The sequence below is a fragment of the Allobosea thiooxidans genome (assembly GCF_900168195.1).
GTDB classification, from domain to species: Bacteria; Pseudomonadota; Alphaproteobacteria; order Rhizobiales; family Beijerinckiaceae; genus Allobosea; species Allobosea thiooxidans.
Map to the genome: position 1 here is coordinate 35,712 of NZ_FUYX01000003.1, position 25,309 is coordinate 61,020.

A 25,309-nucleotide genomic window follows, 5' to 3' on the forward strand; every position below is an offset into this window, starting at 1 on the left:
TGACGAGGCCCGTTAGCACGGGCGGGCCGCCTTCGCTAGTGCGTCGGGCGGGTTATTTTGCAGTGCCGAAGCGGCACCGGCGCATGGCCGGGCCGCCGCATGGCCGAGTCGTCGGTATCAGCGCGAGAGATAGCGTGCCGGGGGCGAGGCCGCAGCGTCCGGCACGACGCCGAAGCAGCCCATGCTGTTCATCATATGGCCCTCGGCATTCGCCATGTTCTGGCAGGATTGCTGCCGGACGCAATTGTCGTAGCGCAGCCCTTCGCCGCCGCTGCCCGGGATCGTCTTGAACTGGCAGATCGCCGACATGCCATTCGTGGCGGCCGCGGGCGCCGTCTGCGCTTGCGAGGCCGTAGCGAAGCCGAGCCCGGCGAGGGCGAGGGAGGCGACGAGACCCAGGCGGGGAAGGAGCGGGCGGGATTCGGAATAATGCTTTGAAATATGGGACATCTTCGTCTCTCCGAAAATCGACGGCGCGCGCCCCTCGCGACGGCCCGGCCTCGCCGGACAGCCACAAGATGGGGCCGCAGGATCGCGATCGGCAGTGAGGCCGATGCATGGCGGACTTGCTCTGTGGGAAGAGGCAGAAAGACCGTGCATGGCCGAACCGCGCGCCGCTCGCGGATTCGCGTGCCAAACCCGGCCTTCGGGCTCTCGTCAGGTCTGCTCCGGCCGGCTAAACGAAGCCCCTCGCGACGATGTCGCGGCCCGCTCGGTCCATGCGGAAGGTCGAAGCCTTGCAGCGCGCCAAACTCCTGCCCCTGATCGTCGCCTGCGCGCTGTTCATGGAGAACACCGACTCGACCGTGATCGCGACCTCGCTGCCGGTGATCGCGAAGTCGCTCGGCGAGGACCCGATCGCGCTCAAGCTCGCCTTGACCTCCTATCTCGTCAGCCTCGCTGTCTTCATCCCGATCTCGGGCTGGATGGCCGACCGTTTCGGCGCGCGCACGATCTTCCGCTCGGCGCTGTGCGTGTTCATGCTCGGCTCGATCCTGTGCGCGATCTCGAGCTCGCTGGGAGCCTTCGTCGGCGCGCGCTTCGTCCAGGGCATGGGCGGGGCGATGATGGTGCCGGTCGGCCGCCTCGTCATCCTGCGCAGCGTCAGCAAGTCCGAGATCGTCGGCGCGCTCGCCTATCTGACGATTCCAGCCCTGGTCGGCCCCGTGGTCGGGCCGCCGCTCGGCGGCTTCATCACCACCTATTTCGACTGGCGCTGGATCTTCTTCATCAACATCCCGATCGGGCTCATCGGCATCGTGCTGTCGAGCCTGTTCTTCGAGGATATCCGCGAGGAGGACGTCGCGCCGCTCGACGTCAAGGGCTTCATCCTGTCCTCCTTCGGCTTCGCCGCGCTGATGCTGGGGCTCGCGACGGGCGGGCGGCATCTGGTGCCGGAATACATCTCCTATGGCTGCGTGCTGGCCGGTGCGGCAGCGCTCGTCGTCTACTGGTTCCACGCAAGGCGCATTCCCTACCCGGTGCTCAACCTGTCGCTGTTCCGGATCCCGACCTTCCGCACCGGCGTGATCGGCGGCTCGATCTTCCGCACCGGCATCGGCGCGATCCCGTTCCTGCTGCCGCTGATGCTGCAGCTCGGCTTCGGGCTGGACGCGCTGCAATCCGGGCTGATCACCTTCGTCTCGGCCGCCGGCGCCCTGATCATGAAGACCCTCGCCAAGACCATCCTGGCGCGCTACGGCTTCCGGCGCGTGCTGACCGTCAATGCGGTGATCGGCGCCGCCTTTCTCGCCGCATCGGGCCTGTTCACCCCGGCGACGCCGCACGCGATCATGCTGTCCGTGTTGCTGGTCGGCGGCTGCTTCCGCTCGCTCCAGTTCACCGGCATCAACGCGCTGAGCTATGCCGACGTCTCCAATCGCGAGATGTCGAGCGCGACGAGCCTGTCGAGCGTCGCGCAGCAGCTCTCGCTCAGCATGGGCGTCACGATCGGCGCCTTCGCGCTGGAGAGCGTGAACGCGTTCCACGGCGGCAAGGCGTTGTCTGCGGGGGATTTCTGGCCAGCCTTCGCCCTGGTCGGGCTGATCTCGGCCTCCTCGGCGCTGTGGATGGCGCAGCTCGCTCCCGATGCCGGCGCCGAGGTTTCGGGCCATGTGCCGGTGAGCGCGCGCAAGGCCACCGCCGAGGCGCTCGCTGATCAGAAGCCGCTGGAATAGCTTGCTGCGGCGGGGCGCCTGCCGCAAGGTCAGGCCATGCAGGCGGCGCCCGGTCCCGGATCAGCGACCCGTTACAGGCTCCGCGCAGACGCGGGCGGCGTTCGGTTCAAGCAGGGCGAGACCGAGCTGACCCTCAGCGACGAGGGCATTGCCTACGAACTCGATGGCCGTTCGGGCCTCCGGCGTTTCGCCGATCTGCGCGGCGTGCGCCTGCAGGCGGTGACCGGCGGCCGGCGCTCGCGCTGGGAAGCGCTGGCCGAGCTGACATTCGCCGCCGGGCTGCCGCTGATCGTCCATTCGAGCGGGGCCTGGGGGGTGGACGAGCCCGAGCGCGACAGGAGCTTCGTCGCCTTCGTCGAAGATCTGCACCGCCGCCTCCTCGCGGGAGGGCAGGGCCATGTCGCGTTCCGACGCGGCATCCCGGAGGGGCGCCACCGCTTCCTGATCGGGTTCGTGCTCCTTGCCACCGTCATTTTCGGCGGCGCCGCGCTGTTTGCCCTCTCGATCGGGCTCAGCGGCAGGGTCGGTTTCCTCGAAGTGGCGGTGCCGCTCTTCGTCCTCGGGGGATTCGGGGCCTGGATGTGGATCTCGGTCGCCCGTTCGGCGCCCGGGACCTACGACCCGCGCCGGCCGCCACGGGACGTCCTTCCGGAATGACCGGACGCCTCAGGCGTCGCCCATCTGCTCGGCGTCCCGGCCTTCGGCCTCGCGCGCGGCGCGGCGATAGCCGGTCGCGAGCACATAGAGCTCGGAGGAATCGGCGCGGCTCGCCGCCGGCTTGACGTTGCGCACCGTGGTGAAGTCGCGCTTCAGCCCGGCCAGCAGCTCGGCGCTGTCGCCGCCCTGGAAGAGCTTGGCGAGGAAGAAGCCGCCCGGCGCCAGCACGTCATGCGCGAATTCCAGCGCCGCTTCCGCGAGCGCGATGATCTTGAGGTGGTCGGTCTTCTTGTGGCCGGTGGTGTTGGCGGCCATGTCCGACATCACGCCGTCGGCCCGCCCGCCGAGGCGCTCGGTCAGCAGGGCAGGCGCCTCCTCGGCCATGAAGTCGAGCTGGATCAGGTCCACGCCCGGGATGGGATCGACCGGCAGCAGGTCGATGCCGACGATGCGTCCCTTGCCCTGTTCGAGCCCGATGCGCTTGGCCGCGACCTGGCACCAGCCGCCGGGCGCGCAGCCGAGATCGACAAGACGCTGCGCGGGCTTCAGGAACTTGTAGCGATCGTCCATCTCCACGAGCTTGAAGGCGGCGCGCGAGCGATAGCCCTGCTCCTTGGCCCGCTTCACATAGGGGTCGTTGAGCTGGCGCTCGAGCCAGAGCTGCGAGGAATGCTTGAGCTTGCCGGCCTTCTTGACCTTGACGCGCATGTCGCGCGCGCCTGCGGAGGCCTTGCCGCCCGCCTTGCCACCCGATTTTCCGGTCGTCATGGACTCAAACCTATTTCCGCCGCCACCAGGCGCGGTCCTCATGCATCATGCGCAGCAGGATGCCTTCGCGCAGCCCGCGATCGGCAATGCGGACGCGCTCGCTCGGGAAGGCCCGATGGATCGCCTCGAAGATCGCGCAGCCGGCCAGCACCAGATCCGCGCGCTCGCGGCCGATGCAGGCATTCGCCGCGCGGGCGGCATAGTCCATATCGATCAGCCGGTCGATGACCGCGCCCACATCGCGCTGATGCATCCACAGCCCGTCGACCTCGCGCCGGTCGTAGCGCGGCAGGTCGAGATGGATGCCGGCGACGGTCGTCACCGTGCCGGAGGTGCCGAGCAGATGGAAGCCCTTGGCATGGCGCGCAGCCGCGGCCTTTTTCACAAAGGGTTCAAGGGTCTGCGCGCAATCCTCGACCATACGCTCGAAGAGCTCGCGGCTGACCTCGACGCCGCCATAGCGCTCCGCCACGGTCACCACGCCGATCGGCAGCGAGGCCCATTCGCGGATGCGGGCGGCGGGGTCGCGCGCCTCGCTGCGCCCGCCGAGCCAGACGATCTCGGTCGAGCCGCCGCCGATGTCGAAGACGATGACGCTCTCGGCTGCAGGGTCGGTCAGCGCCGCGCAGCCGGAGACGGCGAGCGCCGCCTCGGTGCGCTGGTCGATGATCTCGAGCGATAATTCGGCCTCGGCCGCGACCCGCCGGATGAACTCGAGCCCGTTGGTCGCGGCCCGGCAGGCTTCGGTGGTGACCAGGCGGGCGCGGGTGACGCCGCGATTCGCCATCTTGCCGCGGCAGATCTTCAGCGCCTCGACGGCCCGGTCCATGGCCGCGTCGGCGAGCCGGCTGCTCGCCGCCAGCCCTTCGCCCAGGCGGACGATGCGCGAAAAGGCGTCGACGACGCGGAAGCCGTGCTGCGCCGGGCGCGCGATCAGGAGACGGCAGTTGTTGGTGCCGAGATCGAGTGCCGCATAGGTCACCATGGGCCGCGGTGCCGGCGGGGCCGGGCCCCGAATCTTGGCGGAGGCGGCAACCGCGACCACAACCGCGCCGTTCCGCTGAGGATCGGCGTTGTGCCTATGCGGCGGCGCCACATGCGTGGCGTCCCGTTGCTGCCGGTCCTCGACCGCCACCGTTTTCCCAATCCCCTGACCGGTCCGGCGCATCGCCCGGACGGGGCCGCATGTCGCGGCCAATTGCTTCGCCGTGAAGCTAACTACAGCGCAAGCGCCATGCCAAGCGGAACCTTGCCAGGCGGGAACCATCGCGCCTGCGCGGCCGGTCGGCGCCAGCGTTTCGGCGCCCTTGCGCGGGCGCCGGCTCATCGGCCAGTGTCCGGTGGCCGGCATCCGGCCAAGACGGACAGGGCAGGGAATCGACATGGCCGCCAGACACATCCTCGCCATCGACCAGGGCACGACCTCGTCGCGGTCCATCGTGTTCGATGCGTCGCTCGCGGTTTCGGCCAGTGCGCAGCAGGAATTCCCGCAGCACTTCCCGGCCTCCGGCTGGGTCGAGCACGAGCCCGAGGACATCTGGGAGAGCGTGCTGGCGACCGCGCGCCAGGCCATCGCGCAGGCGGGCCTCGCTGCCAGCGACATCGCCGGCATCGGAATCACCAACCAGCGCGAGACCACGCTGATCTGGGACCGCCGGACGGGCCGGGCGATTCACCGGGCCATCGTCTGGCAGGACCGGCGCACGGCCCAGGCCTGCGCGAATCTCGTTGCCGCCGGCCATGAGGAGCTGGTGGCCGAGCGGACCGGCCTGCGCATCGACCCCTATTTCTCGGCGACCAAGATCGCCTGGCTGCTCGACAATGTTCCCGGCGCCAGGCGGCGCGCGGAAGCGGGCGAGCTCGCCTTCGGCACCGTCGATTCCTTCCTGCTCTGGCGGCTCACGGGCGGCGCCGTTCACGCCACCGACGCGACCAATGCGGCGCGGACCATGCTGTTCGACATCGGCCGCGGCGTCTGGGATGCCGATCTCCTCGCGCTCTTCGGCATCCCCGCGACCCTACTGCCGGAGGTGCGCGACTGCGCGACGCATTTCGGGGATACCGCTCCGGAGCTGTTCGGAGCGCCGATTCCGGTGCGCGGCATCGCCGGCGACCAGCAGGCGGCGACGATCGGGCAGGCCTGCTTCACGCCCGGCATGGTGAAATCGACCTATGGCACCGGCTGCTTCGCCCTGCTCAACACCGGCGACAGGCCGGTCCGCTCGAAGCACCGGCTGCTCAGCACCATCGCCTATCAACTCGGCGGCCGGAGGACCTATGCGCTCGAGGGCTCGATCTTCATCGCCGGGGCGGCGGTGCAATGGCTGCGCGACGGGCTCGGCATCATCGAGAAGGCGAGCGAGACCGGGCCGCTGGCGGAAGCGGCCGACCCGGAGCAGCACGTCTATCTGGTGCCGGCCTTCGTCGGGCTCGGTGCGCCGCATTGGGACGCCCATGCCCGCGGCGCGATGTTCGGCCTGACCCGCAACAGCGGCCCGCGCGAATTCGCCCGGGCAGCCCTTGAGAGCGTCTGCTACCAGACGCTCGACCTGATCGAGGCGATGCGGGCCGACTGGCCGGAAGGCGGGCAGGGTGGGCGCGCGGTGCTGCGCGTCGATGGCGGCATGGTCGCCTCCGACTGGACGATGCAGCGGCTGGCCGACATTCTCGACCTGCCGGTGGACCGGCCGACCGTGCTGGAAACGACGGCGCTGGGCGCCGCCTATCTCGCCGGGCTCGATGCCGGGCTGCTGCCGGAGCCGGAGCGCTTCGCCGACCAGTGGCGGCTGGAGCGGCGCTTCTCGCCGGCGATGCCGGCCAGCCAGCGCGAGCGCAAGGTGGCCGGCTGGCGCGACAGCGTGCGGCGGACGCTGAGCGCCGGCTAGAAGCCGGCCGGGCGGCGCAGCGATCCTTCGTCGCCGTGCCGGGTCGTGCGGCCGCTCGTCGGATCGATCGCGCGAGCGGCTGGGGCGCCGGCCGCTCGACCAGGCGTCCGTCGGAAGCCACCGGAAACGCGCGGCAGGCGCGAGTAGAGACACCGCCGCGCTTCAGCTGGGGCTATTCGATCTTCCGGGAGAACAGGGAGGGATAAGCGGCCACCGCAAAGTGGCTGGGGGACTAGGATTCGAACCTAGACAACCAGAGTCAGAGTCTGGGGTCCTACCGTTAGACGATCCCCCAACGACGTGGGCGCTCGGGGCGCCGCGTTGGTGAGCCGGGGTCTAATCAATGCGGTCCGGCTTGGCAAGAGCAGAATTCTCCGCCGACACAGAATTCCGGGCAGGGCGACGCCTTGCCGGGAAGGCTCCGCTCTTCCGCAGAAGCGGCACCGGGAAGGTAGTGGCGGCTGGATGCGCCTCCCCATCTCTCCCTTCGCCTTGCGGGGACGACGAGCACGGGCAGGGCGCCCGGGCCGGGAAGCCGGGATCTGGCCGGCAGGGGCGAGCGCCAGCGCTCCGGACGCCGCGCGCAGGTCGGGGCTTTGGCCGCGCCTCTAGGCGCTTCGACTGCGGCATGCCAAAGATGGCGGCTCGTGCCGGGCGTCGTTGCCGCGTCCCGGTTTTCCTGCCTCCGATTCGGTCCGCTACGCCCATGGCTCGCACATTGTCCGCCCTCGCCGAGGATCTCGCTTCCGGACGGACGAGCTCGCTGGCCCTGACGCGCGAGGCGCTCGCACGGATCGACGCGCCGGAAGGCGAGGGCCGGCTGGCCTTCGTCAAGGTCCATCGCGAGTCGGCGCTGGCCGCCGCGGAGGCGATGGACCGGCTGAGGGCTGCCGGGCTTGCACCGTCGCCCCTCGCCGGCATTCCGATCTCGGTGAAGGACCTGTTCGACCTCGCCGGCGAGCCGACGACGGCCGGTTCGACGGTGCTGGCCGATGCGCCGCCGGCGCTGCGCGACGCGCCGGCGATCGCAAGGCTGCGCGCTGCCGGCTTCGTCGTGATCGGCCGGACCAACATGACCGAGTTCGCCTTCTCCGGCCTCGGCCTCAATCCGCATTACGGCACGCCGGCCTCGCCCTATGACCGCGCCGCCCGCCGGATTCCCGGCGGCTCCTCCTCGGGCGCCGCCGTCTCGGTCGCCGACGGCATGGCCTTTGCCGGAATCGGCTCGGATACAGGCGGCTCCTGCCGCATCCCGGCGGCGTTCTGCGGGATCGTCGGCTATAAGCCGACGGCTGCGAGCGTTCCGCGCGAAGGCGTCTTCCCGCTGTCGCAGTCGCTCGACTCGATCGGGCCGCTCGCCAACAGCGTCTCCTGCTGCCGGGCGCTGCACGAGATCATGAGCGGGGCCGCGCTGTCGAAAGAGGTGCCGACCAGCCTTGCGGGGCTGCGCATCGCCGTGCCGCAGACGGTGGCGCTCGACGGGCTCGACGTGCATGTCGCGGCGAGCTTCGACCGCGCGCTGGAGCGGCTGGCGAAGGCCGGCGCCAAGGTGATCGACACGCCGCTCGAGCGCTTTGCCGAAGTCGCCCGGATCAACGCCAAGGGCGGGTTCGCCGCGGCGGAGGCCTATGCGCATCACCGGGCGCTGGTCGAGGCGAAGGGCGAGGGCTACGACCCCCGCGTCCGGACACGCATCCTGCGCGGCCGCAACCAGGACTGCGCCGACTATATCGAGCTGCTGCAGGCGCGGGCCGCCTTCGTCGCGGCGATGCAGGAGGAGGTCGCGGCCTTCGACGTGCTGGCGATGCCGACCGTGCCGACGATCGCGCCGACCATCGCCGAGCTCGCCGAGGACGACGAGGCCTTCACCCGCACAAACCTGCTGATGCTGCGCAATCCCACGCTGATCAACATGATGGATGGCTGCTCGATCTCGCTGCCGATGCACCGGCCGGGCGAGGCGCCTGCCGCGCTGATGCTGTCGAGGAGCGGAGGCGGCGACGCAGCCCTGTTCGCGATCGCGGCCGCGGCGGAAGCCGCCCTCGCGGGCAAGGACTGAGCGCGCTGCGCAACCGGAGTGTCCGGGGGGCTGGTCCCTGGGCATGGGACTGAAAATCGCGGTGCGTCTTCCGCACTCGGACGGCACGCCGGGGAGCCACCATGCGCTCCGCCGGCCCGTGCCCAGCGCATGGAGGGCGCCTCGCGCGCCAGGGATTTCATCGGAGAACATCGTCACATGAATCAGAACGAAGCCGCCGCCGCACTCTCAGTCTGGGTTGCGCTCGAGAGCCCCACGAACCACCCGGCCGGGCTGAACGGCATGATGGATCTCGTCCAGAAGGATGTCGCGGGGCTGCCGATCGCGGTCGAGCGCATCCCCGGCCGTGACGGGCTCGGCGACATGGTCATGCTGCGCGCCGGCCTCGACAACGGCCAGCCGGCCGTCGCCGTGATGTCGCATCTCGACACGGTGCACCCGGTCGGCACCAGCGCCAAGGAGCTGCCGGTCCGGATCGAGGGCGATCGGCTCTACGGCCCGGGCGTCTACGACATGAAGGGTGGCGCCTGGCTCGCGCTGCAGGCCTTCAAGCAGGTCGCCGCCGCCGGCACGGCCAAGCGGCCGATGGTCTTCCTGTTCACGCCGGACGAGGAGATCGGCTCGCCGACCAGCCGCAAGCTGATCGAGGAGATCGGCCGGAGCTCGGCGGCTGTGCTTGTCACCGAGCCGGCGCGGCTCGGTGGCAAGATCGTCACGGCCCGCAAGGGCGTCGGCCGCTTCGATGTCCGGCTCGAAGGCCGGCCGGCCCATGCCGGCTCGCGCCATGCCGACGGGCGCAGCGCCATCCGCGAGGCGGCCCACCAGATCCTCGCGATCGAGGGCATGACCGACTATGCGCGCGGCATCACCACGAGCGTCGCGCTCGTCGGCGGCGGCACGGCGGCGAACGTCATCCCGCAGCATGCCTGGTTCAGCGTCGATTGCCGGGTCACCACGTTGGCCGACGGCGCGATGATGGAGAATCGCATCCTCAGCCTCAAGGCGCATGATCCGGACGTGCAGCTGCGCATCACCGGCGGCATGAACCGCCCGCCCTACGAGAAATCGGCGATGGTGGCGGAGCTGTTCGGGAAGGCGCAGAAGGTCGCCGCCGGCATCGGCCTCGACCTGCAGGACTGCCCGATGACGGGCGGCGGCTCCGACGGCAACTTCACCGCGGCGCTCGGCGTGCCGACGCTCGACGGCCTCGGCATCGACGGCGACGGCGCGCATACGCTGCAGGAATATGCGCTGATCTCCTCGATCGCGCCGCGCCAGGCGCTGATCAAGGGGCTGCTGGAAACGGTCTGAGCGCTGCCGGGCGGTACGGCCTGGCAAGAGAAACGCGGGTCATCCCGGGCGACCGCAGGGAAACCCGGGACGATCCGCGGATTTCAGTCCGGAGCATTTTTGATCAGTTCGACCCGTCATTGCGAGCGCTGCGAAGCAATCCAGCGGACTGGGTGAGACATTCAGCTCTACGCCCCTGGATTGCTTCGTCGCTTCGTGCCTCGCAAGACGGTTCGCGCGGTTCGATCTGGTCGGGATCGGCTCCAGGTGCCGAAATAAAAAAAGCCCCTCGCGATCGCGGGGGGCTTTGTCGTTTCGGGCGCTGCCGGGCGCGTTCAGGCCTGCGGTTCGCCCATGCCACCGGCGGCGAGGAATTTCTCGAGCCAGTGGATGTTGTAGTCGCCGTTGAGGATGTCCGGGTTGCGGACCAGCGTGCGGAACAGCGGCAGCGTGGTGTCGACGCCGTCGACGACGAACTCGTCGAGCGAGCGGCGCAGGCGCATCAGGCATTCGTCGCGGTTGCGGCCATGGACGATCAGCTTGCCGACGAGCGAGTCGTAATGCGGCGGGATCGTGTAGCCCTGATAGGCGGCGGAATCGACGCGCACGCCGAGGCCGCCCGGCGTATGGAACGAGGCGATCTTGCCGGGCGAGGGGCGGAAATTCGCCGGATGCTCGGCATTCACCCGGCACTCGATGGCATGGCCCTCGATGACGATGTCCGACTGCTTGAGCGAGAGCGGCGCGCCGGCCGCGATACGAATCTGCTCGTTGACGAGGTCGATGCCGGTGATCATCTCGGTAACCGGATGCTCGACCTGGATGCGGGTGTTCATTTCGATGAAGTAGAACTCGCCGTCCTCGTAGAGGAACTCGATGGTGCCGGCGCCGCGATATTGCAGCTCGCACATCGCCTTGGCGCAGATCTCGCCGATCCGGTCGCGCTCGCCGGCATTGAGGGCGGGCGAGGGGCCTTCTTCCCAGACCTTCTGGTGGCGGCGCTGCAGCGAGCAGTCGCGCTCGCCGAGATGGATCGCATGGCCGCGGCCGTCGCCGAGCACCTGGATCTCGATATGGCGGGGCTTCTCGAGATATTTCTCGATATAGACCGCGTCATCGCCGAAATTGGCCTTGGCCTCGCTGCGGGCCGTGGCGAGCAGGACGGGAAGCTCCTCCTCGTTCCGTACGACCTTCATGCCCTTGCCGCCGCCGCCGGAGGCCGCCTTGATGATGACCGGGAAGCCGATCTCCCGGATGATCTTCAGGGCCTCGGCTTCGTCGCTGACACCGCCCTCGGAGCCGGGCACGCACGGGATGCCGAGGCGCTTCGCCGTGCGCTTGGCCTCGATCTTGTCGCCCATCGAGCGGATATGCTCGGCCTTGGGGCCGATGAAGGCGATGTTGTGCCGCTCCAGGATCTCGGCGAAGCGGGCGTTCTCGGAGAGGAAGCCGTAGCCGGGATGGACCGCATCGGCCCCGGTGATCTCGCAGGCGGCGATCAGGGCCGGGATATTGAGATAGCTCTCGCGTGCCGGCGGCGGGCCGATGCAGACGCTCTCGTCGGCCAGGCGCACATGCATCGCATTGGCGTCCGCGGTGGAATGGACCGCGACGGTGGCGATGCCGAGCTCCTTGGCGGCGCGCAGCACGCGCAGCGCGATCTCTCCACGGTTGGCGATCAGGATCTTGTCGAACATCTTGAAATCCAAATCCGGCCCGGCGGTGCGCGGCGCCGCGCTCACTCGATCACCAGCAGCGGCTCACCGTATTCGACCGGCTGGCCATCCTCGACCAGGATGGCCGTGACCTTGCCGGCGCGGGGGGCGACGATGTCGTTGAAGGTCTTCATCGCCTCGACGAGCAGGATGCGCTCGCCCTGCTTCACGACGCTGCCGATCTCGACGAAGGGCTTGGCCTCGGGCGAGGGGCGGCGATAGGCGGTGCCGACCATCGGCGAGGTGACCGCGCCGGGATGGGCGGCGGTCGGCTTGCTCTCGGCCGGGGCGGCGGCCGCAACCGGGGCCGGAGCGGCGGCAACGGCGAGAGGCGCGGCGGCCGGGACCTGGACGGTCGCGGTGAGGCTGCGGGCGACGCGGACGCGCAGATCACCCTTCTCGACCTCGATCTCGGTGAGATCGGTCTGGTTCAGAAGCTCGGCGAGCTCGCGGACAAGTTCGGGATCGATCGGGCTCTTGGTCGCCATGGCGGGTGTCACCGTCTTCTTAGGATTCTCGGATGGGCCGGCCGCAGAGGCCACCGGCCCGTTCGTTCGGGTTCAGGCAGCTTTCGCCGCCCGCTTTTCCAGCAGCGGCACGATGGCGTCGAAGGCCAGCTCGTAGCTGGCGACGCCGAAGCCGCAGATCACGCCGACGCAGACCGGCGCCATATAGGAATGGTGCCGGAATTCCTCGCGCGCATGCACATTCGAGATATGAACCTCGATCGCCAGCGCATCGACGCCCTTGATCGCGTCGCGCAGCGCCACCGAGGTGTGGGTATAGGCGCCGGCATTGATGACGACGCCGGCGCCGGCGATTCCCGCCTCCTGGATGAAGGTGACGAGCTCGCCCTCGAAATTGGTCTGGCGGAAGACAAGGTCGACGCCCGCGGCCTCGGCCCTGCGCTGCAGCCTTTCCTCGACGCCAGCCAGCGTGACCGCGCCATAGGTTCCCGGTTCGCGGGTGCCGAGCAGGTTGAGGTTAGGTCCGTTCAGGACGTGGACGGCGACCATGGAGGGTGTTGATTCCGGCGCCGCGCGCAGGCGGCAGAAGCCGCCCTCATAAACGTTGCGGGCCGGCAGGGGAAGCCTGTACGGCGCCTGCCGGCCCGGCGATGCCGGCGGCAGGCGCCTTGAGCGCGATCAGCCGGCGCACTCGGTCTTGCCGCAGCGGCGCACCGAGTCGATTTTCTGCTTGAGGGCCGCCTGGCCGATGGCGCCGAAGACGATCTCGTCGCCGAGGATGAAGGCCGGCGTGCCGGTGAGGCCGAGGCGATCGCCGAGAGCGACGGTGTCCTCGATCGCGGCCTTGGTGGCGGGCGCCTCCATATCCTTCTTGAGCTGGGCGACGTCGGCGCCGGCCTCCTTGGCGACTTCCAGCGCCTTGGCGGCATTCACCTTGCCCTTCACGGACATCAGCTTGTTGTGGAAATCGAAGTACTTCTGGCCCTGGAGCTGGTTCTTGGCCGCCACGGCGACGCGGCTCGCCTCGACCGAATCAGGGCCGAGGATCGGGAAATCCTTCAGCACGACGCGCAGCTTGGGATCGGCCTTGGCCAGGGCGGTGACGTCCTCCATCGCCCTTTTGCAGAAGCCGCAATTGTAATCCATGAACTCGACGAGGGTGATGTCGCCCTCCGGATTGCCGATGATGACGGAGGTCGCCGGGTCGGTGATCCGCGCCTTGTCGGCGGCGACGGCGTTGCGCTGTGCCTCGGCCTGGGCGACGGTGTTGCGGCGCTCGAGCTCGATCAGGGCATCCTGGATGATCTCGGGATTCTTGAAGAGCGTCTCGCGGATCAGATCGGTCACCGCCTTACGCTGCTCGGGCGAGAGCGGCTGGCCCTGCGCCATCACGGGCGCGGAGGAGGCCGCGAGCCAGAGGCCGAGCGCGAGGCCGGCAGGCCGCAGGCAAGCGCGCGCCAGGCTGGTGAGGGTGCGGAAAGCCATTTCATGGTCCTTTCAAAGCCGCCGAGCGGAAACTCCGCCGGCGGAACGAAGCGCTTCTGCGCGAGCTTGTGTGTCCTCGCCGCCCGCAGGTCAAATCACAGCTCTGCCAGCGGGGCGGCGGTTGCGGGGCGGCGCCGGCTCGGCTACGCCGGCCCGGCCTTTCGAGAAACCGGACGAGCCGATGCAGAAGCCCCCGTTTTCGCCTGCCAAATTGCCAGCGCTCGCCGCCCGCGCCGAGCGCGTCGCCCCCTTCATCGTCATGGACGTGATGAACCAGGCGGCCGCGATCGAACGCCGCGGCGGCTCGGTCGTGCATATGGAGGTCGGCCAGCCCTCGGCGCCGACGCCGGCCTCGATCCGCGCCGCGACCGCGCGGGCGCTGGAGGACGGGCGCATCGGATACACGCAGGCGCTCGGCACGGATTCGCTCAGGGCTCGCATCGCGCGCCATTACGCACAGGCTTATGGCGTCGAGGTGGCGGCGGAGCGCGTCGTGGTGACGACAGGCTCGTCGGGCGGCTTCATCCTGACCTTCCTCGCCTGCTTCCAGCCGGGTGACCGCGTCGCGATCACGGCGCCGGGCTATCCGGCCTATCGCAACATCCTGATCGCGCTGGGGCTGGAGCCGGTGGCGATCGAGGTCGGCCCCGAGACGCGCTTCGCCCTGACGCCGGAGCTGATCGAGCGCGCCCATCGCGAGAAGCCGCTCGCCGGCGTGCTGACGATGAGCCCGGCCAACCCGACCGGCGTGGTGATGACGCCCGATGCGATCGCCGAGGTCGCGGCCTGCTGCCGCAAGCTCGGGCTCTGGTACATCTCGGACGAGATCTATCACGGCCTGACCTACGACACCCCGGCGACGACGGCGCTCGCGGCCGATCCGGACGCGATCATCGTCAACTCCTTCTCGAAATATTACTGCATGACCGGCTGGCGCGTCGGCTGGCTGGTGGTGCCGGAACGGCTGGTGCGCGCCATCGAGCGGCTGCAGCAGAACTTCTCGATCTCGGTGCCTTATCTCAGCCAGGTGGCGGGCGAGGCCGCCTTCGACGCGACGGCGGAGTGCGAGGCGATCAAGGCCGGCTATGCGCAGAACCGCGCCTTCCTGCTCAAGGCGCTGCCGGAGATCGGGCTCGGCGATTTCCTGCCCGTGGACGGCGCCTTCTACATCTATCTCGACATCGGCCGGTACTCGAACGATTCCATGGCCTTCTGCCGCAGCGCGCTCGAAGAGGCCGGGGTCGCGATCACGCCCGGGCTCGATTTCGACGAGGGACGCGGCGCCCGCACCGTGCGCCTGTCCTTCGCCGGCTCACTCGCCGAATGCGAGGAAGCTGTGTCCCGCCTGGGTACCTGGCTCAGGAAACGCTGAGCCATGACCTGACGCCCCTTGCCAGAAGCTGCGGAAGCTTCGCATTCTGCGGGCGCTATGCGGGGGAGGCAGGCCATGATCGTCACAACAGCCGGCAGGGCTGCGCCGAGGCGCGCTTCGATGCGTCTCTTGCTGTCGCTCGTCGTCTCGTCGGCCCTGTTCGGCATCGTCCTCGCGGTGTTCGGCGCGGCCGGGTCGGCGCGCGCCGAGACCCAGGCGCCGATCATCCTCAACCTGAGCGGCGATGAAACGCCCGAGACGATCCGCAAGATGGTCGACGCCTTGTCGGCGCCGGGGCGGCAGGTCGAGATCCGGGTCGGCGGCGTGCCCGCCGCGGCCCCCCCTGCAGACACGCAGCCGGAGCCGGCCAAGAACGGCAAGGCCGCCAAGCCCGCGAAGCCGGCGATGCCCGCAATCTCAATGGCGGACGAGGCGGGCTTCCAGGCAGAAATCAACGAGCTCGTCGACCGTTTCGTCGACGGCGTCCAATATGGCGGCGCCTCGATCCCCGCGGTCGCCGAGTTGCCGGAGGACTGGGGGCGGTCCTGGCAGCGCAATGAGAACGGCCGCTTCGGCCTTCCGGCCGGCGGACGTCTGCCCGGGATCATCGGCCTGGCGCTCGCCATCGCCTTCGCATTCCGGTTCGCGACGAGCCGCTGGTTCGCGCGCAAGCGCCAGCCGGCGGGACCGGAATTCACGCCACGGCTCATCGCCGCCTCCTGGGGGCTGCTCCAGGACGTCGCCACGATCCTGCTCGCCCTCGTCGTGGTGCGGGTGGCGCGCAACGCCTGGTTGCCCGAGAACGATCTCGCGCAAGTCGCCTTGACGACCGGCACCAACGGCGCGGCGATCGGTGCGCTCTACATCGCGGTCGGCCGTTTCCTGCTTTCGCCCGGATTTCCGGACCGGCGCCTCATGCCGCTGCCGCGCGCCGAGCATCATTTCCGGCTGCTGGTCGTCTACGCCATCGTGACGCCGCTGGTCGTCAGCGGGATCCTGCTGGCCCATCACGTCAGCTCGGGCCCGCGCCCGGTGACGGGGCTGATCGCGCTCACCGGCCTCGCCGTCACGCTGTTCAAGGTGTGGTGGTTCCACGAGGCGAGGTACGATCTTGCGGCGCTGGTCCTGTCCGGCTCCTCCGAGCCCGGGCCGTTGCGGCGCCTCATCGCGGGGGGAACGGCATGGTTCTACATCGCGACGACGGTCGTGCTCTGGATGGTCAGCAGCGCGGCGGCGATGATGACCAATGGCGGCCGCTGGGCCGAAGCCTCGGCGCTGACCCAGGTGGCGATCGTGATCATCCCCATCCTCGTGGTCGGCGTCTCCAGCCTCCTGCATTGCCGCGCGGCCCGTCGCGCGGCGGAGCACGGAGCGACACCGATGATGCATGCCAGCAGCGCCGCCGTGCGGGCGTCCGCCGTCGGCATCATCTGGGCGGCGGGCTTCTTCGTCCTGGCCCGGCTCTGGGCCGGGCTGCTTCTCGGCGTCAGCTCCGGACAGTTCGCTGCCGTCATGCGCCAGATCGCCAGCGTCGCCGTGTTCGCCTTCGTCGGCTGGGTGGCGCTCGTCTTCCTGCACGCCTTCTTCGAGGGCTACAGGCCGCGGCCGCGCGTCGTCGGCCCCGCCGACGAAGATGCGCCACATGAGCAGGGGGTTCCGAGCCGCCTCGCGACGGTGCTGCCGGTGCTGCGCGGCGTCGTGCTCGGCGCGGTGCTGGGCCTCACCATCCTGATCGTGCTCTCGCGCCTCGGCGTCGATATCGGGCCGCTGCTCGCCGGCTTCGGCATCCTCGGCCTCGCGATCTCCTTCGGCTCGCAGGCGCTGGTGCGCGATATCGTCTCGGGCGTGTTCTTCATGCTGGAGGATGCCTTCCGCGTCGGCGAGTATGTCGATACCGGCCGGCTCAAGGGCACGGTCGAGAAGATATCGCTGCGCTCGATGCAACTGCGCCACCAGAGCGGCCAGATCCACACGGTGCCCTTCGGCCAGGTCCAGTCGCTGACCAATGCCAGCCGCGACTGGGCGACGGTGAAGTTCAACGTCCGCCTCGACCATTCGGCCGATATCGAGCAGGCGCGCAAGGCGATCAAGAAGGTCGGGCAGGCCCTGCTGGAAGACGCCGAATACGGGCCGCATTTCATCGCCCCGCTCAAGATGCAGGGCGTGGCCGACATCACCGACCAGGCCATCGTGGTCCGGCTGAAGTTCACGGGGAAGCCCAACCAGGCCTCGATGCTGCAGCGCGAATGCCTGAAGCGGGTCTATCGCGCGCTGAACGACGCGCATGTTCCCTTCGCCTCCAACGCCGTCACGGTGCGGGGCGGCGAGGGCGGAGGGCAGGCCGGGGCGGGTGCTGCCGCCGCGATCGCGACCGTGCCGCCACCGACCCCGCTCGCGCCGGCGGCGAGCTGAGCCGGCCATCGCATCGGTCGCGGTTATCGCATCCGATGGCAGGCGAGGCGATCTAGAGCAGGAAGAACAGGCCGAACCCGGCCACCGCCAGCGAGCCGCCGAACAGGGTGGCGAGGCGCGCGGCCGAGACGACGCCGCCTCGATCGGCGGCGTGGCTCGCCCGATCGGCATGGCCAGAGCCGGTCTCGCTCCGATATTGGCTGGCGTGGAGACCGGGCGTCATCTCGGGGCCGATCGGCCGGTTGCCCTCGAGCTCGACCCGGGTGGCGATGAAGAGGACGAAGAGGCCCAGCAGCCCGACGCCGAACCAGCCGACCGCCCGCCAGGCGAGATAGGCCAGGGCGAGCAGCGCGATCGCGCAGATCACGGCAAGAACGTCGCGCTCCCGGTTGCGTGGCGGCATCGGCTCGTCCCTGAAACGAGGGCTGTCCGCCGGACATCATGCCGACCCGATCGGGAAACGCCAAGGCCCAATGAAAAAGGCCCGCTGCGGATGGCAGCGGGCCCGTATCGTTCAGTTCAGGTCGGCCGCGCTCAGGAGCGGCCGGCGAGACGGTTCCACCAGCCGCCGCGCTTGGGGCGGCTCGGATCGGAGGGGGTCAGCACGACGGCGACAGGCTCCTCGGCCGGGGCGGGAGCGGGCTCCGGCGCGGCGACGGGCTCTTCCGCTGCGGCGACAGGCGCCTCGGCAGGCTGAGCCGGGACTTCGGGCTGCGCCTCGGCCGGAGCCGGAGCGACTTCCGCCGCGGCTTCGCCGCCCTCGGTGATCGGCACGACCTTCTTGCGCGAACGGCTGCGCTTGGGCTTCTCGGGGGCCGCCTCGGCGGCCTCGGGAGTGGCGGGCTCGGCCGTGGCCGTCTCCGCCTTGGCCTCGGTCTCCTTGGCCGCTTCGGCCTTCGGCTTGCGCGCGCGGCTGCGCTTCGGCTTCGCCGGCTCGGCGGGCGGCACCTCCTCGGCGGCGGGCTCGGCCGCGACTTCGGTGATGGCCTCTTCGGTCACGACTTCGGCGGCGGCCTCGACAGCCGCGGGCTCCGCGGCGTCATCGCCTTCCTCGCCCTCGTCGCCTTCATCCTCGCCGCCCTGGTCCGCACCGAGCTGCTGGCCCTCACCGTCGCGCTCGCCGCCACGCCGGCGGCGACGACGACGACGACGGCGGCGGCCGCCCTCGCGATCGCCTTCGCCGCGTTCGTCCTGGGCCTCGCCGGCGGTGGTCTCGTTGTCGCCGGTCTCGGCATCGAGGGCAGCGGCCTCGGCCGCGGCGTCGAGCGCCTCGTCATCGACATCGGAGGCGATCGCCTCGGCCTTGAAGCTGGTCGGGACGACGCGGCCTTCATTGCCGACGAACTCGCCGCGCTCGACCTCGAAGTAGCGCGTGCCGATCAGGTTGGCGTCGGTCGAGATCGTGATCGCGATGTTGAAGCGGGTCTCGAGATCGGCCAGGTGGGCGCGCTTCTGGTTGAGCACATAGAGCGCGACCTCGGGCCGGGTGCGGACCGTGAGGTTGTGCGAGGCGCTTTTGATCAGCGTCTCCTCCAGCGCGCGCAGGATCTGCAGCGCGACCGACGGCGTCGAGCGGATCATGCCGGCGCCGGCGCAGTGCGGGCAGGGCACCGAGGAGCTCTCGAGCACGCCGGTGCGGATGCGCTGGCGCGACATCTCGAGCAGGCCGAAGGCGGAGATGCGGCCGACCTGGATGCGGGCGCGGTCGTCCTTCAGGCACTCCTTCAGCTTCTTCTCGACGGCGCGGTTGTTCCGGTTCTCCTCCATGTCGATGAAATCGATCACGATGAGGCCGGCGAGGTCGCGCAGGCGCAGCTGGCGGGAGATTTCCTCCGCCGCTTCGAGATTGGTCTTGAGGGCGGTGTCCTCGATATTGTGCTCGCGGGTCGAACGGCCCGAGTTGATGTCGATCGCGACCAGAGCCTCGGTCTGGTTGATGACGATGTAGCCGCCGGACCGCAGCGTGACCGTGTTCGAGAACATCGCGTCGAGCTGGCTCTCGACGCCATAGGCGGCGAAGAGCGGGGTCTGCTCGCGATACGGCTTCACGCTCTTGGCATGGCTCGGCATGAGCATGCGCATGAAGTCCTTGGCCTCGCGATAGGCCTCCTCGCCGGCGACGTGAACCTCGTCGATGTCCTTGTTGTAGAGGTCGCGGATCGAGCGCTTGACGAGGTTGCCCTCCTCATAGACCAGCGACGGCGCGACCGAGGCCAGCGTCAGCTCGCGCACGCTCTCCCACATCCGCATCAGGTATTCGTAGTCGCGCCGGATCTCGACCTTGGTGCGCGAGGCGCCGGCCGTGCGCAGGATCAGGCCCATCCCCTCCGGAACCTCGAGCTCCTGGGCGATCTCCTTGAGGCGCTTGCGATCCTCGGCATTGGTGATCTTGCGCGAGATGCCGCCGCCCTTGCCGGTGTTCGGCATCAGCACGGAGTAGCGGCCGGCGAGCGAGAGATAGGTGGTCAGCGCGGCGCCCTTGTTGCCGCGCTCCTCCTTGACGACCTGGACCAGGATGATCTGGCGGCGCTTGATCACCTCCTGGATCTTGTACTGGCGGCGCGAATGGCGCTGCGGGCGCTCCGGCATGTCGTCGAGGGCGTCACCGCCGCCGAGCTGCTCGGGCTGCTCCTCGGCTTCGTCGCCGTTCTCGTCGTCGCCTTCATCCGCGCCTTCGTCGTCGGAGGGCTTGCGGGCCTCGACCTCGGCATCGGCTGTCTCGGACGCTTCCGGCGCGGCCTCTTCGGCCGGGGCGGCGGCCTCGACGGTCTCGAAGGTCAGCGGCGCGGCGTTCTCGGCCGCATCCTCGGTGGTCGATTCGGCGACGGCCGGGGCGAAGAACTCGCCGAAGGCCGGCGCGCCCTCGTTGACCATGGCGGCTTGCTTGCCGTCGGTCTCGATGCGCGCCTCGGCGATCTCCCCGGTCGCCTCGACCTCGGCGGAGACGGTCTCGTCGGCGGCGGCCGACTTGGCGCGGTTGTCGCGATTGCCGCGGCGGCCGCGGTCGCGCCGGCCGCGCTTCTCGCGCCGCTCCTCCTCGCGCTCCTCGTCCCGCTCGGCCCGGGCGTCGTCCTCGAGCAGGGCCTGCCGGTCGGCGACCGGGATCTGGTAGTAGTCGGGATGGATCTCGGAGAAGGCGAGGAAGCCGTGGCGGTTGCCGCCATACTCCACGAAGGCGGCCTGGAGCGAAGGCTCCACCCGCGTCACCTTGGCGAGATAGATATTGCCGCGGAGAGGCTTGCGGCTGGCGGATTCGAAATCAAATTCCTCGACGCGGGACCCGCGGACCACCACGACCCGGGTCTCCTCCGGGTGGGTGGCGTCGATCAGCATTTTGTTGGCCATCAGAAACGTCCATTGGCGCGGCCGCCTGGACACGCGCGGCTACGGACTGGAATCCGCCGCCGCGGGCAGGGGCGCCGCGATCTGGCCGGCAGGCGCCGGCATGTTGCAGGAGGGAGTGATCGATCAGGACAGGACGGCGATTCGGGACAGCCGTCCGGGCCAGAAGCCCGGCGCGGTCCCGCAGGTTCGGACGGCTCACCGTTGGTGCTAGCGGCGTCGTTTGCCCCGTCATCTGCCCTAACCTGCGATGCGTCCGCCTCTCGGCCGGGCACATCGCGTTTGCACGCTCGCAAGACAGGGCTGGGCGCAGAAAACTCGCGATCCCGATAGCCACCGTCCGCGGACGATCCATTGCGGTCGTCTTGCCGCTGCCGCTCCCGAAGGGACGGCAGCCCAACCTGCTTCGGACGGCGCGGATAACTCGATCCGGGATGTGTCTCTCGGGCAGGCTGACAAGCAACCAGTTCCATTACAGACAGGTGATGGTGATTTGCAAGTCACATGACGGTCGCAATTCGCCGACCCTGCCCCGGGGCGGTTCACCCCTCGCTCTCAAGATGGTAACCGCCTCTTAAGTTTTCATCCCCGTTATGGTTAAACTTCGGTGACAGCAGACGGGATTTTTCAGCTGTTTTCGCTTATCCGCCAAGCCGCTGCGCGCGGTCGCAGCATCCTGTCCCGCGCCGAGGGGCGGGGGGTGGCGGCTGCGCTGCTCGCCGGAGGCCTGATTCTCGTCACGGCGCCTGCGCGTGCCGAGAACAAGCCCCAGAACGAATATCCGGTCGCGACCGACGCCCGCCTCGAACAGAGCGGCGAGACGGTGCGGCTGACCCTGATGCTGTCCTCGGTCGTCGCCGTCGAGGCCTGGGTGCAGGCTGCCCCCGATCGCGTGATCGTCGAGTTGCCCTCGACCAATTTCCAGATCCAGTCGAGCGCCAAGAAGGCGGCCGGCTTCGTCAGCGCCTATCGCTACGGCCTGTTCACCGCCGACAAGGCGCGCATCATCGTCGATCTCTCGCACCCCGCGGCCATCGTCAGGACCGAGGTGAAGGAGGTCCGGGGCGGATTCGGCGAGCTGACCATCGAGCTGCGCAAGGCGCAGCGCGCCGATTTCCTGGCCGAGGCGGCCAAGGCCAAGCGCCCCCAGGCGGCCGCTCTGCCGCCGGCACCGGCCAAGCCGGCCGGCGAGACCCGCCGCACCATCGTCATCGACCCCGGCCATGGCGGGATCGACCCCGGCGCTGTGATCGCGGCGATCGCCGAGAAATCCGTCGTGCTCGCCTTCGGCAAGGCGCTCAAGGAGCAGCTCTCCGCCAATGACCGCTACCGCGTGGTGATGACCCGCGACGACGACCGGTTCGTCTCGCTCTCCGACCGGGTCCAGGTCGGCCGCGGCGAGCAGGCCGATCTGTTCATCTCGATCCATGCCGATTCGTTGGTACAGGCGCAGGATGTACGCGGTGCGACCGTCTATACCCGCTCGGAGCGGGCGACCGACGCCGAGGCGGCCAAGCTCGCCGCCAAGGAGAACGAGGCGGATTCCGCCGCGGGGCTGGAGACGAGCGAGGAAGTGCAGGACGTCGCCGGCATCCTGATGGACCTGGCGCGCCGCGAGACGCGGACCTTCACCGGCGTGTTCGCGCGCAACCTGGTCGACAAGCTCGGCGGCTCGATCAAGATGCACAAGATTCCGCTGCGCTCGGCGCGATTCTGGGTATTGAGTGCTCCCGACGTACCGTCGGTGCTGATCGAACTCGGCTACATGTCGAGCCCGAAGGACGCGGAACTGCTGAATTCGCCGGAATGGCGTGGCAAGGCGGTTTCGGCGGTTTCGGCCGCGATCGACGATTATTTCGCGCGGGAGCGGGCTTCCGTCGGGCAGGCCGCGGAGAGCCGGAACTAGAGACGAGCCCGCGCGATATCATTAACTTGAGTCGCCGCGGACGGAGCGATAGTTGCTCCGGCGCCAGTTCACAGGATGCGGAAATGTGGTCGTGAGGCCACGGTTCCGCCATCTACGTCATGTTATAGCTCTGCTTTGCGAAGCGCCCCGAATTGGCGCCCGCCGGGTGGCAGAATGGGGTCCAAGGCCTGAGATGCGGTTTGTCCTGCGAATCTTCGGATGGCTGTTCGCGGCCGGCGCGATCGCCTTCGTGATCGGCGCCGCCATCGCCGGCGGGCTGATCTGGCATTATTCGCAGGACCTGCCGGACTATGCGCAGCTGCGGAACTACGAGCCGCCGGTGATGACCCGCGTCCATGCGGGCGACGGCAGCCTGATCGCCGAATATGCCCGCGAGCGCCGGCTCTATTTGCCGATCCAGGCCGTGCCGAAGCTCGTCGTCGACGCCTATCTCTCGGCCGAGGACAAGAACTTCTACAAGCATATGGGCGTCGATCCGGAAGGTCTCGTCCGCGCCGCGATCTCGAACTATCGCAACCGCGCCGCCAATCGCCGGCCGCAGGGCGCCTCGACCATCACCCAGCAGGTCGCGAAGAACTTCTTCCTGAGCCCGGAGCAGTCGATCGAGCGCAAGATCCGCGAGGCGCTGGTCGCGCTGAAGCTCGAGGCGACCTACTCGAAGGACAAGATCCTCGAGCTCTACCTGAACGAGATCTATCTCGGCGCGCCGGCGCCGGGGCAGGGCAGCTACGGCATCGCCGCGGCGGCACTGAACTATTTCGGCAAGTCGGTGCATGAGCTGAACTTGCAGGAAGCCGCTTACCTCGCAGCCCTGCCGAAGGCGCCGTCCGACCTGCACCCCTTCCGCAACCGCGACCGCGCGATCGAGCGCCGCAACTACGTCATCGATCGCATGGTCGAGAACGGCTACGTCAAGCGCGAGGCCGGCGAGGAGGCAAAGAAGCAGCCGCTCGGCGTCAATCCGCGCACGGTTTCGCCCAACCAGATCGCCGCCGGCTACTTCGCCGAGGAGATCCGCCGCGAGCTGCAGGATCGCTATGGCGAGAAGAAGCTGCTCGAAGGCGGCCTCTCGGTCCGTGCGACGGTCGATCCGAAGACCCAGCTGATGGCGCGCAAGGCGCTGGTCGACGGGCTGGTGCGCTTCGACGAGGCACGCGGCTGGCGCGGCGCGATCCAGAAGCTCGATCTCGGCAGCGGCGACTGGGGCGTGCCCCTCGGCGAACTGCCGGTGCTCGGCGACGTCGCCCCCTGGCGCCTGGCCGTCGTGCTCGACGTGAACGGCGACAGCGCCAAGGTCGGCCTGCACCCGCTCCGGGACAATGCCGGCCATCTCAACAAGGCCCGCCAGACGCTGACGCTCGCCGGCGACGGCATCAAATGGACCCGCCGGGCGCGGGTCTCGCAGGCGGTGTCGGTCGGCGACGTCGTCTATGTCGAGCCGATGGACAGCAAGCCCGGCTATGCCCGCCTGCGGCAGCTGCCCGAGGTCAACGGCGCGATCGTGGTGATGGATCCGTTCTCCGGCCGCGTCATCGCCATGGTCGGCGGCTTCTCGCATGACCAGTCGGAATTCAACCGCGCCACCCAGGCGCTGCGCCAGCCGGGCTCGTCGTTCAAGCCCTTCGTCTACGCGACGGCGCTCGACAACGGCTATACGCCCTCGAGCATCATCCTCGACGCGCCGATCGAGGTCGATCAGGGCCCCGGGCTCGGCATGTGGCGGCCGGAGAACTACGACGGCAAGTTCACTGGGCCGCGCACGCTGCGCTACGGCATCCAGTTCTCGAAGAACCTGATGACGGTGCGGCTGGCCAAGGATGTCGGCATGCCGCTGGTCGCGGAATATGCCCGCCGCTTCGGCATCTATGACGACATGCAGCCGGTGCTCTCGATGTCGCTCGGCGCCGGCGAGACGACGGTGATGCGGATGACCGCCGCCTATTCGATGCTCGTCAATGGCGGCCGGCGCATCCGGCCGACCCTGATCGACCGGATCCAGGACCGCTCCGGCACGACCATCTTCCGCCACGACCAGCGTGTCTGCGAAGGCTGCAATGCCGAGAAATGGACGAATCAGGCGGAGCCGCGCCTGGTCGACAATCGCGACCAGGTGCTCGACCCGCTGACCGCCTATCAGATGGTCTCGATCCTGGAAGGCGTGGTCAACGCCGGCACGGCGACGGTGGTCAAGTCGGTCGGCAAGCCGCTCGCCGGCAAGACCGGCACGACCAACGATGCCAAGGACGTCTGGTTCGTCGGTTTCTCGCCGGACCTCGCGGTCGGCGTCTATATGGGCTTCGACAAGCCGAAATCGCTCGGCACCTCCGCAACGGCCGGCCAGTATGCCGCGCCGATCTTCCGCGACTTCATGACGGTCGCGCTGAAGGACAAGCCGGCGACGCCGTTCCGCGTGCCGGCCGGCATCAAGCTGATCCGCGTCGATCCGCGCAGCGGCATGCGTGCCGGCGGCGAGGGCGGCATCCTCGAAGCCTTCAAGCCCGGCACCGCGCCGCCGGACAGCTATTCGGTGATCGGCGCCGCAGGCGACGGCAGCGCGCCGCTTTCGGTCGGTCCCGGCGGCGGCCGGGCCATCGGCTCGGGAACCGGCGGCCTCTACTGAGGCCAGGCACGATGTTTCGCGAGGCCCGGGGCGCCGCTCCGGGCCTCGCTTTTTCAGGGCATCGGTCCACACTCGGCGCCTCCGGCCGGCGCGGGCGTTTACAGCCGGAGCGTTCGCCCCTATCTCAAGCCTCGAAAAATTCGCTCACAAGGAC

18 protein-coding genes and 1 tRNA gene are annotated in these 25,309 nt (G+C 69.1%); 9 read left to right on the top strand and 10 right to left on the bottom strand.

All coding sequences use genetic code 11. The features are described from left to right. Positions 1-117: 117 nt before the first annotated feature. Positions 118-450 (bottom strand): hypothetical protein, encoded by a 333-nt coding sequence (locus tag B5Y19_RS06085; RefSeq protein WP_055730341.1) that lies wholly within the window; start codon positions 448-450, stop codon positions 118-120. A 269-nt stretch (positions 451-719) separates the two neighbouring features. Here B5Y19_RS06085 and B5Y19_RS06090 point away from each other — a divergent pair, with 269 nt between their 5' ends. Both B5Y19_RS06090 and B5Y19_RS06095 read left to right on the top strand, forming a co-directional pair. After that, positions 720-2,177 (top strand): MFS transporter, encoded by a 1,458-nt coding sequence (locus B5Y19_RS06090; protein WP_411914143.1) that lies wholly within the window; start codon positions 720-722, stop codon positions 2,175-2,177. Positions 2,178-2,213: 36 nt separating this feature from the next. Beyond that, positions 2,214-2,834, top strand: a complete 621-nt coding sequence (locus tag B5Y19_RS06095) for a hypothetical protein (protein WP_055730340.1) — start codon at positions 2,214-2,216, stop codon at positions 2,832-2,834. Between the two features lie 9 nt (positions 2,835-2,843). Here B5Y19_RS06095 and B5Y19_RS06100 read toward each other — a convergent pair whose 3' ends face one another. Beyond that, positions 2,844-3,602 carry an RlmE family RNA methyltransferase gene (locus B5Y19_RS06100; protein ID WP_055730339.1) on the bottom strand — a complete coding sequence of 253 codons (759 nt, stop codon included), beginning with the start codon at positions 3,600-3,602 and terminating at the stop codon, positions 2,844-2,846. 10 nt (positions 3,603-3,612) lie between these two features. After that, complete coding sequence (locus B5Y19_RS06105) at positions 3,613-4,770, bottom strand: Ppx/GppA phosphatase family protein (protein ID WP_411914144.1); 1,158 nt, start codon at positions 4,768-4,770, stop codon at positions 3,613-3,615. A 214-nt stretch (positions 4,771-4,984) separates the two neighbouring features. Here B5Y19_RS06105 and glpK point away from each other — a divergent pair, with 214 nt between their 5' ends. Continuing rightward, positions 4,985-6,487 carry a glycerol kinase GlpK gene (glpK, locus tag B5Y19_RS06110; protein WP_055730338.1) on the top strand — a complete coding sequence of 501 codons (1,503 nt, stop codon included), beginning with the start codon at positions 4,985-4,987 and terminating at the stop codon, positions 6,485-6,487. Positions 6,488-6,708: 221 nt separating this feature from the next. Here the strand turns inward: glpK and B5Y19_RS06115 are convergent. Next, positions 6,709-6,782 (bottom strand) — tRNA-Gln (locus B5Y19_RS06115). Positions 6,783-7,193: 411 nt separating this feature from the next. Here B5Y19_RS06115 and B5Y19_RS06120 point away from each other — a divergent pair. Next, the gene (locus B5Y19_RS06120) at positions 7,194-8,546 is read left to right on the top strand and encodes an amidase (RefSeq protein WP_055730337.1); all 1,353 of its coding nucleotides are present in this window, start codon (positions 7,194-7,196) and stop codon (positions 8,544-8,546) included. Between the two features lie 177 nt (positions 8,547-8,723). Beyond that, positions 8,724-9,836, top strand: coding sequence for a M20 family metallopeptidase (locus tag B5Y19_RS06125; protein WP_055730336.1), 1,113 nt, complete (start codon positions 8,724-8,726; stop codon positions 9,834-9,836). 314 nt (positions 9,837-10,150) lie between these two features. Here the strand turns inward: B5Y19_RS06125 and accC are convergent, their stop codons facing one another. From accC to B5Y19_RS06145, 4 genes are all read right to left on the bottom strand, one after another. Continuing rightward, on the bottom strand, positions 10,151-11,512 hold the full coding sequence (gene accC / locus B5Y19_RS06130) for an acetyl-CoA carboxylase biotin carboxylase subunit (RefSeq protein WP_055730361.1): 1,362 nt from the start codon (positions 11,510-11,512) through the stop codon (positions 10,151-10,153). A 41-nt stretch (positions 11,513-11,553) separates the two neighbouring features. After that, complete coding sequence (gene accB / locus B5Y19_RS06135; RefSeq protein WP_055730335.1) at positions 11,554-12,018, bottom strand: acetyl-CoA carboxylase biotin carboxyl carrier protein; 465 nt, start codon at positions 12,016-12,018, stop codon at positions 11,554-11,556. Between the two features lie 72 nt (positions 12,019-12,090). After that, on the bottom strand, positions 12,091-12,546 hold the full coding sequence (gene aroQ, locus B5Y19_RS06140; RefSeq protein ID WP_055730334.1) for a type II 3-dehydroquinate dehydratase: 456 nt from the start codon (positions 12,544-12,546) through the stop codon (positions 12,091-12,093). Between the two features lie 129 nt (positions 12,547-12,675). Further along, complete coding sequence (locus tag B5Y19_RS06145) at positions 12,676-13,482, bottom strand: DsbA family protein (RefSeq protein WP_055730333.1); 807 nt, start codon at positions 13,480-13,482, stop codon at positions 12,676-12,678. 181 nt (positions 13,483-13,663) lie between these two features. Between B5Y19_RS06145 and B5Y19_RS06150 the strand changes: the two genes are divergently transcribed. Then, complete coding sequence (locus B5Y19_RS06150) at positions 13,664-14,854, top strand: pyridoxal phosphate-dependent aminotransferase (RefSeq protein WP_079591243.1); 1,191 nt, start codon at positions 13,664-13,666, stop codon at positions 14,852-14,854. Between the two features lie 120 nt (positions 14,855-14,974). Next, positions 14,975-17,266 carry a mechanosensitive ion channel family protein gene (locus tag B5Y19_RS06155; RefSeq protein WP_055730332.1) on the top strand — a complete coding sequence of 764 codons (2,292 nt, stop codon included), beginning with the start codon at positions 14,975-14,977 and terminating at the stop codon, positions 17,264-17,266. A gap of 52 nt (positions 17,267-17,318) precedes the next feature. Here B5Y19_RS06155 and B5Y19_RS06160 read toward each other — a convergent pair whose 3' ends face one another. Continuing rightward, positions 17,319-17,669, bottom strand: a complete 351-nt coding sequence (locus B5Y19_RS06160; RefSeq protein ID WP_055730331.1) for a hypothetical protein — start codon at positions 17,667-17,669, stop codon at positions 17,319-17,321. Positions 17,670-17,800: 131 nt separating this feature from the next. Further along, a complete protein-coding gene (locus tag B5Y19_RS06165; protein WP_079591245.1) occupies positions 17,801-20,611 on the bottom strand; it encodes an Rne/Rng family ribonuclease in 2,811 nt (936 codons plus the stop codon). 697 nt (positions 20,612-21,308) lie between these two features. Here B5Y19_RS06165 and B5Y19_RS06175 point away from each other — a divergent pair. Both B5Y19_RS06175 and B5Y19_RS06180 read left to right on the top strand, forming a co-directional pair. After that, complete coding sequence (locus tag B5Y19_RS06175) at positions 21,309-22,514, top strand: N-acetylmuramoyl-L-alanine amidase (RefSeq protein ID WP_079591246.1); 1,206 nt, start codon at positions 21,309-21,311, stop codon at positions 22,512-22,514. Positions 22,515-22,707: 193 nt separating this feature from the next. Next, on the top strand, positions 22,708-25,155 hold the full coding sequence (locus B5Y19_RS06180; RefSeq protein ID WP_055730284.1) for a penicillin-binding protein 1A: 2,448 nt from the start codon (positions 22,708-22,710) through the stop codon (positions 25,153-25,155). The last annotated feature ends 154 nt before the right edge of the window (positions 25,156-25,309 follow it).

What these genes read in the sequence shown, in the direction of transcription:
- B5Y19_RS06095 (WP_055730340.1), top strand. Translation starts at nt 2,214, where the DNA reads ATGCAGGCGGCGCCCGGTCCCGGATCAGCGACCCGTTACAGGCTCCGC.
- accC (WP_055730361.1), bottom strand. Translation starts at nt 11,512, where the DNA reads ATGTTCGACAAGATCCTGATCGCCAACCGTGGAGAGATCGCGCTGCGC.
- aroQ (WP_055730334.1), bottom strand. Translation starts at nt 12,546, where the DNA reads ATGGTCGCCGTCCACGTCCTGAACGGACCTAACCTCAACCTGCTCGGC.
- B5Y19_RS06160 (WP_055730331.1), bottom strand. Translation starts at nt 17,669, where the DNA reads ATGCCGCCACGCAACCGGGAGCGCGACGTTCTTGCCGTGATCTGCGCG.
- B5Y19_RS06165 (WP_079591245.1), bottom strand. Translation starts at nt 20,611, where the DNA reads ATGGCCAACAAAATGCTGATCGACGCCACCCACCCGGAGGAGACCCGG.
- B5Y19_RS06100 (WP_055730339.1), bottom strand. Translation starts at nt 3,602, where the DNA reads ATGACGACCGGAAAATCGGGTGGCAAGGCGGGCGGCAAGGCCTCCGCA.
- B5Y19_RS06120 (WP_055730337.1), top strand. Translation starts at nt 7,194, where the DNA reads ATGGCTCGCACATTGTCCGCCCTCGCCGAGGATCTCGCTTCCGGACGG.
- B5Y19_RS06145 (WP_055730333.1), bottom strand. Translation starts at nt 13,482, where the DNA reads ATGGCTTTCCGCACCCTCACCAGCCTGGCGCGCGCTTGCCTGCGGCCT.
- glpK (WP_055730338.1), top strand. Translation starts at nt 4,985, where the DNA reads ATGGCCGCCAGACACATCCTCGCCATCGACCAGGGCACGACCTCGTCG.
- B5Y19_RS06180 (WP_055730284.1), top strand. Translation starts at nt 22,708, where the DNA reads ATGCGGTTTGTCCTGCGAATCTTCGGATGGCTGTTCGCGGCCGGCGCG.
- B5Y19_RS06155 (WP_055730332.1), top strand. Translation starts at nt 14,975, where the DNA reads ATGCGTCTCTTGCTGTCGCTCGTCGTCTCGTCGGCCCTGTTCGGCATC.
- B5Y19_RS06090 (WP_411914143.1), top strand. Translation starts at nt 720, where the DNA reads ATGCGGAAGGTCGAAGCCTTGCAGCGCGCCAAACTCCTGCCCCTGATC.
- B5Y19_RS06085 (WP_055730341.1), bottom strand. Translation starts at nt 450, where the DNA reads ATGTCCCATATTTCAAAGCATTATTCCGAATCCCGCCCGCTCCTTCCC.
- B5Y19_RS06150 (WP_079591243.1), top strand. Translation starts at nt 13,664, where the DNA reads ATGCAGAAGCCCCCGTTTTCGCCTGCCAAATTGCCAGCGCTCGCCGCC.
- B5Y19_RS06125 (WP_055730336.1), top strand. Translation starts at nt 8,724, where the DNA reads ATGAATCAGAACGAAGCCGCCGCCGCACTCTCAGTCTGGGTTGCGCTC.
- B5Y19_RS06105 (WP_411914144.1), bottom strand. Translation starts at nt 4,770, where the DNA reads ATGCGCCGGACCGGTCAGGGGATTGGGAAAACGGTGGCGGTCGAGGAC.
- accB (WP_055730335.1), bottom strand. Translation starts at nt 12,018, where the DNA reads ATGGCGACCAAGAGCCCGATCGATCCCGAACTTGTCCGCGAGCTCGCC.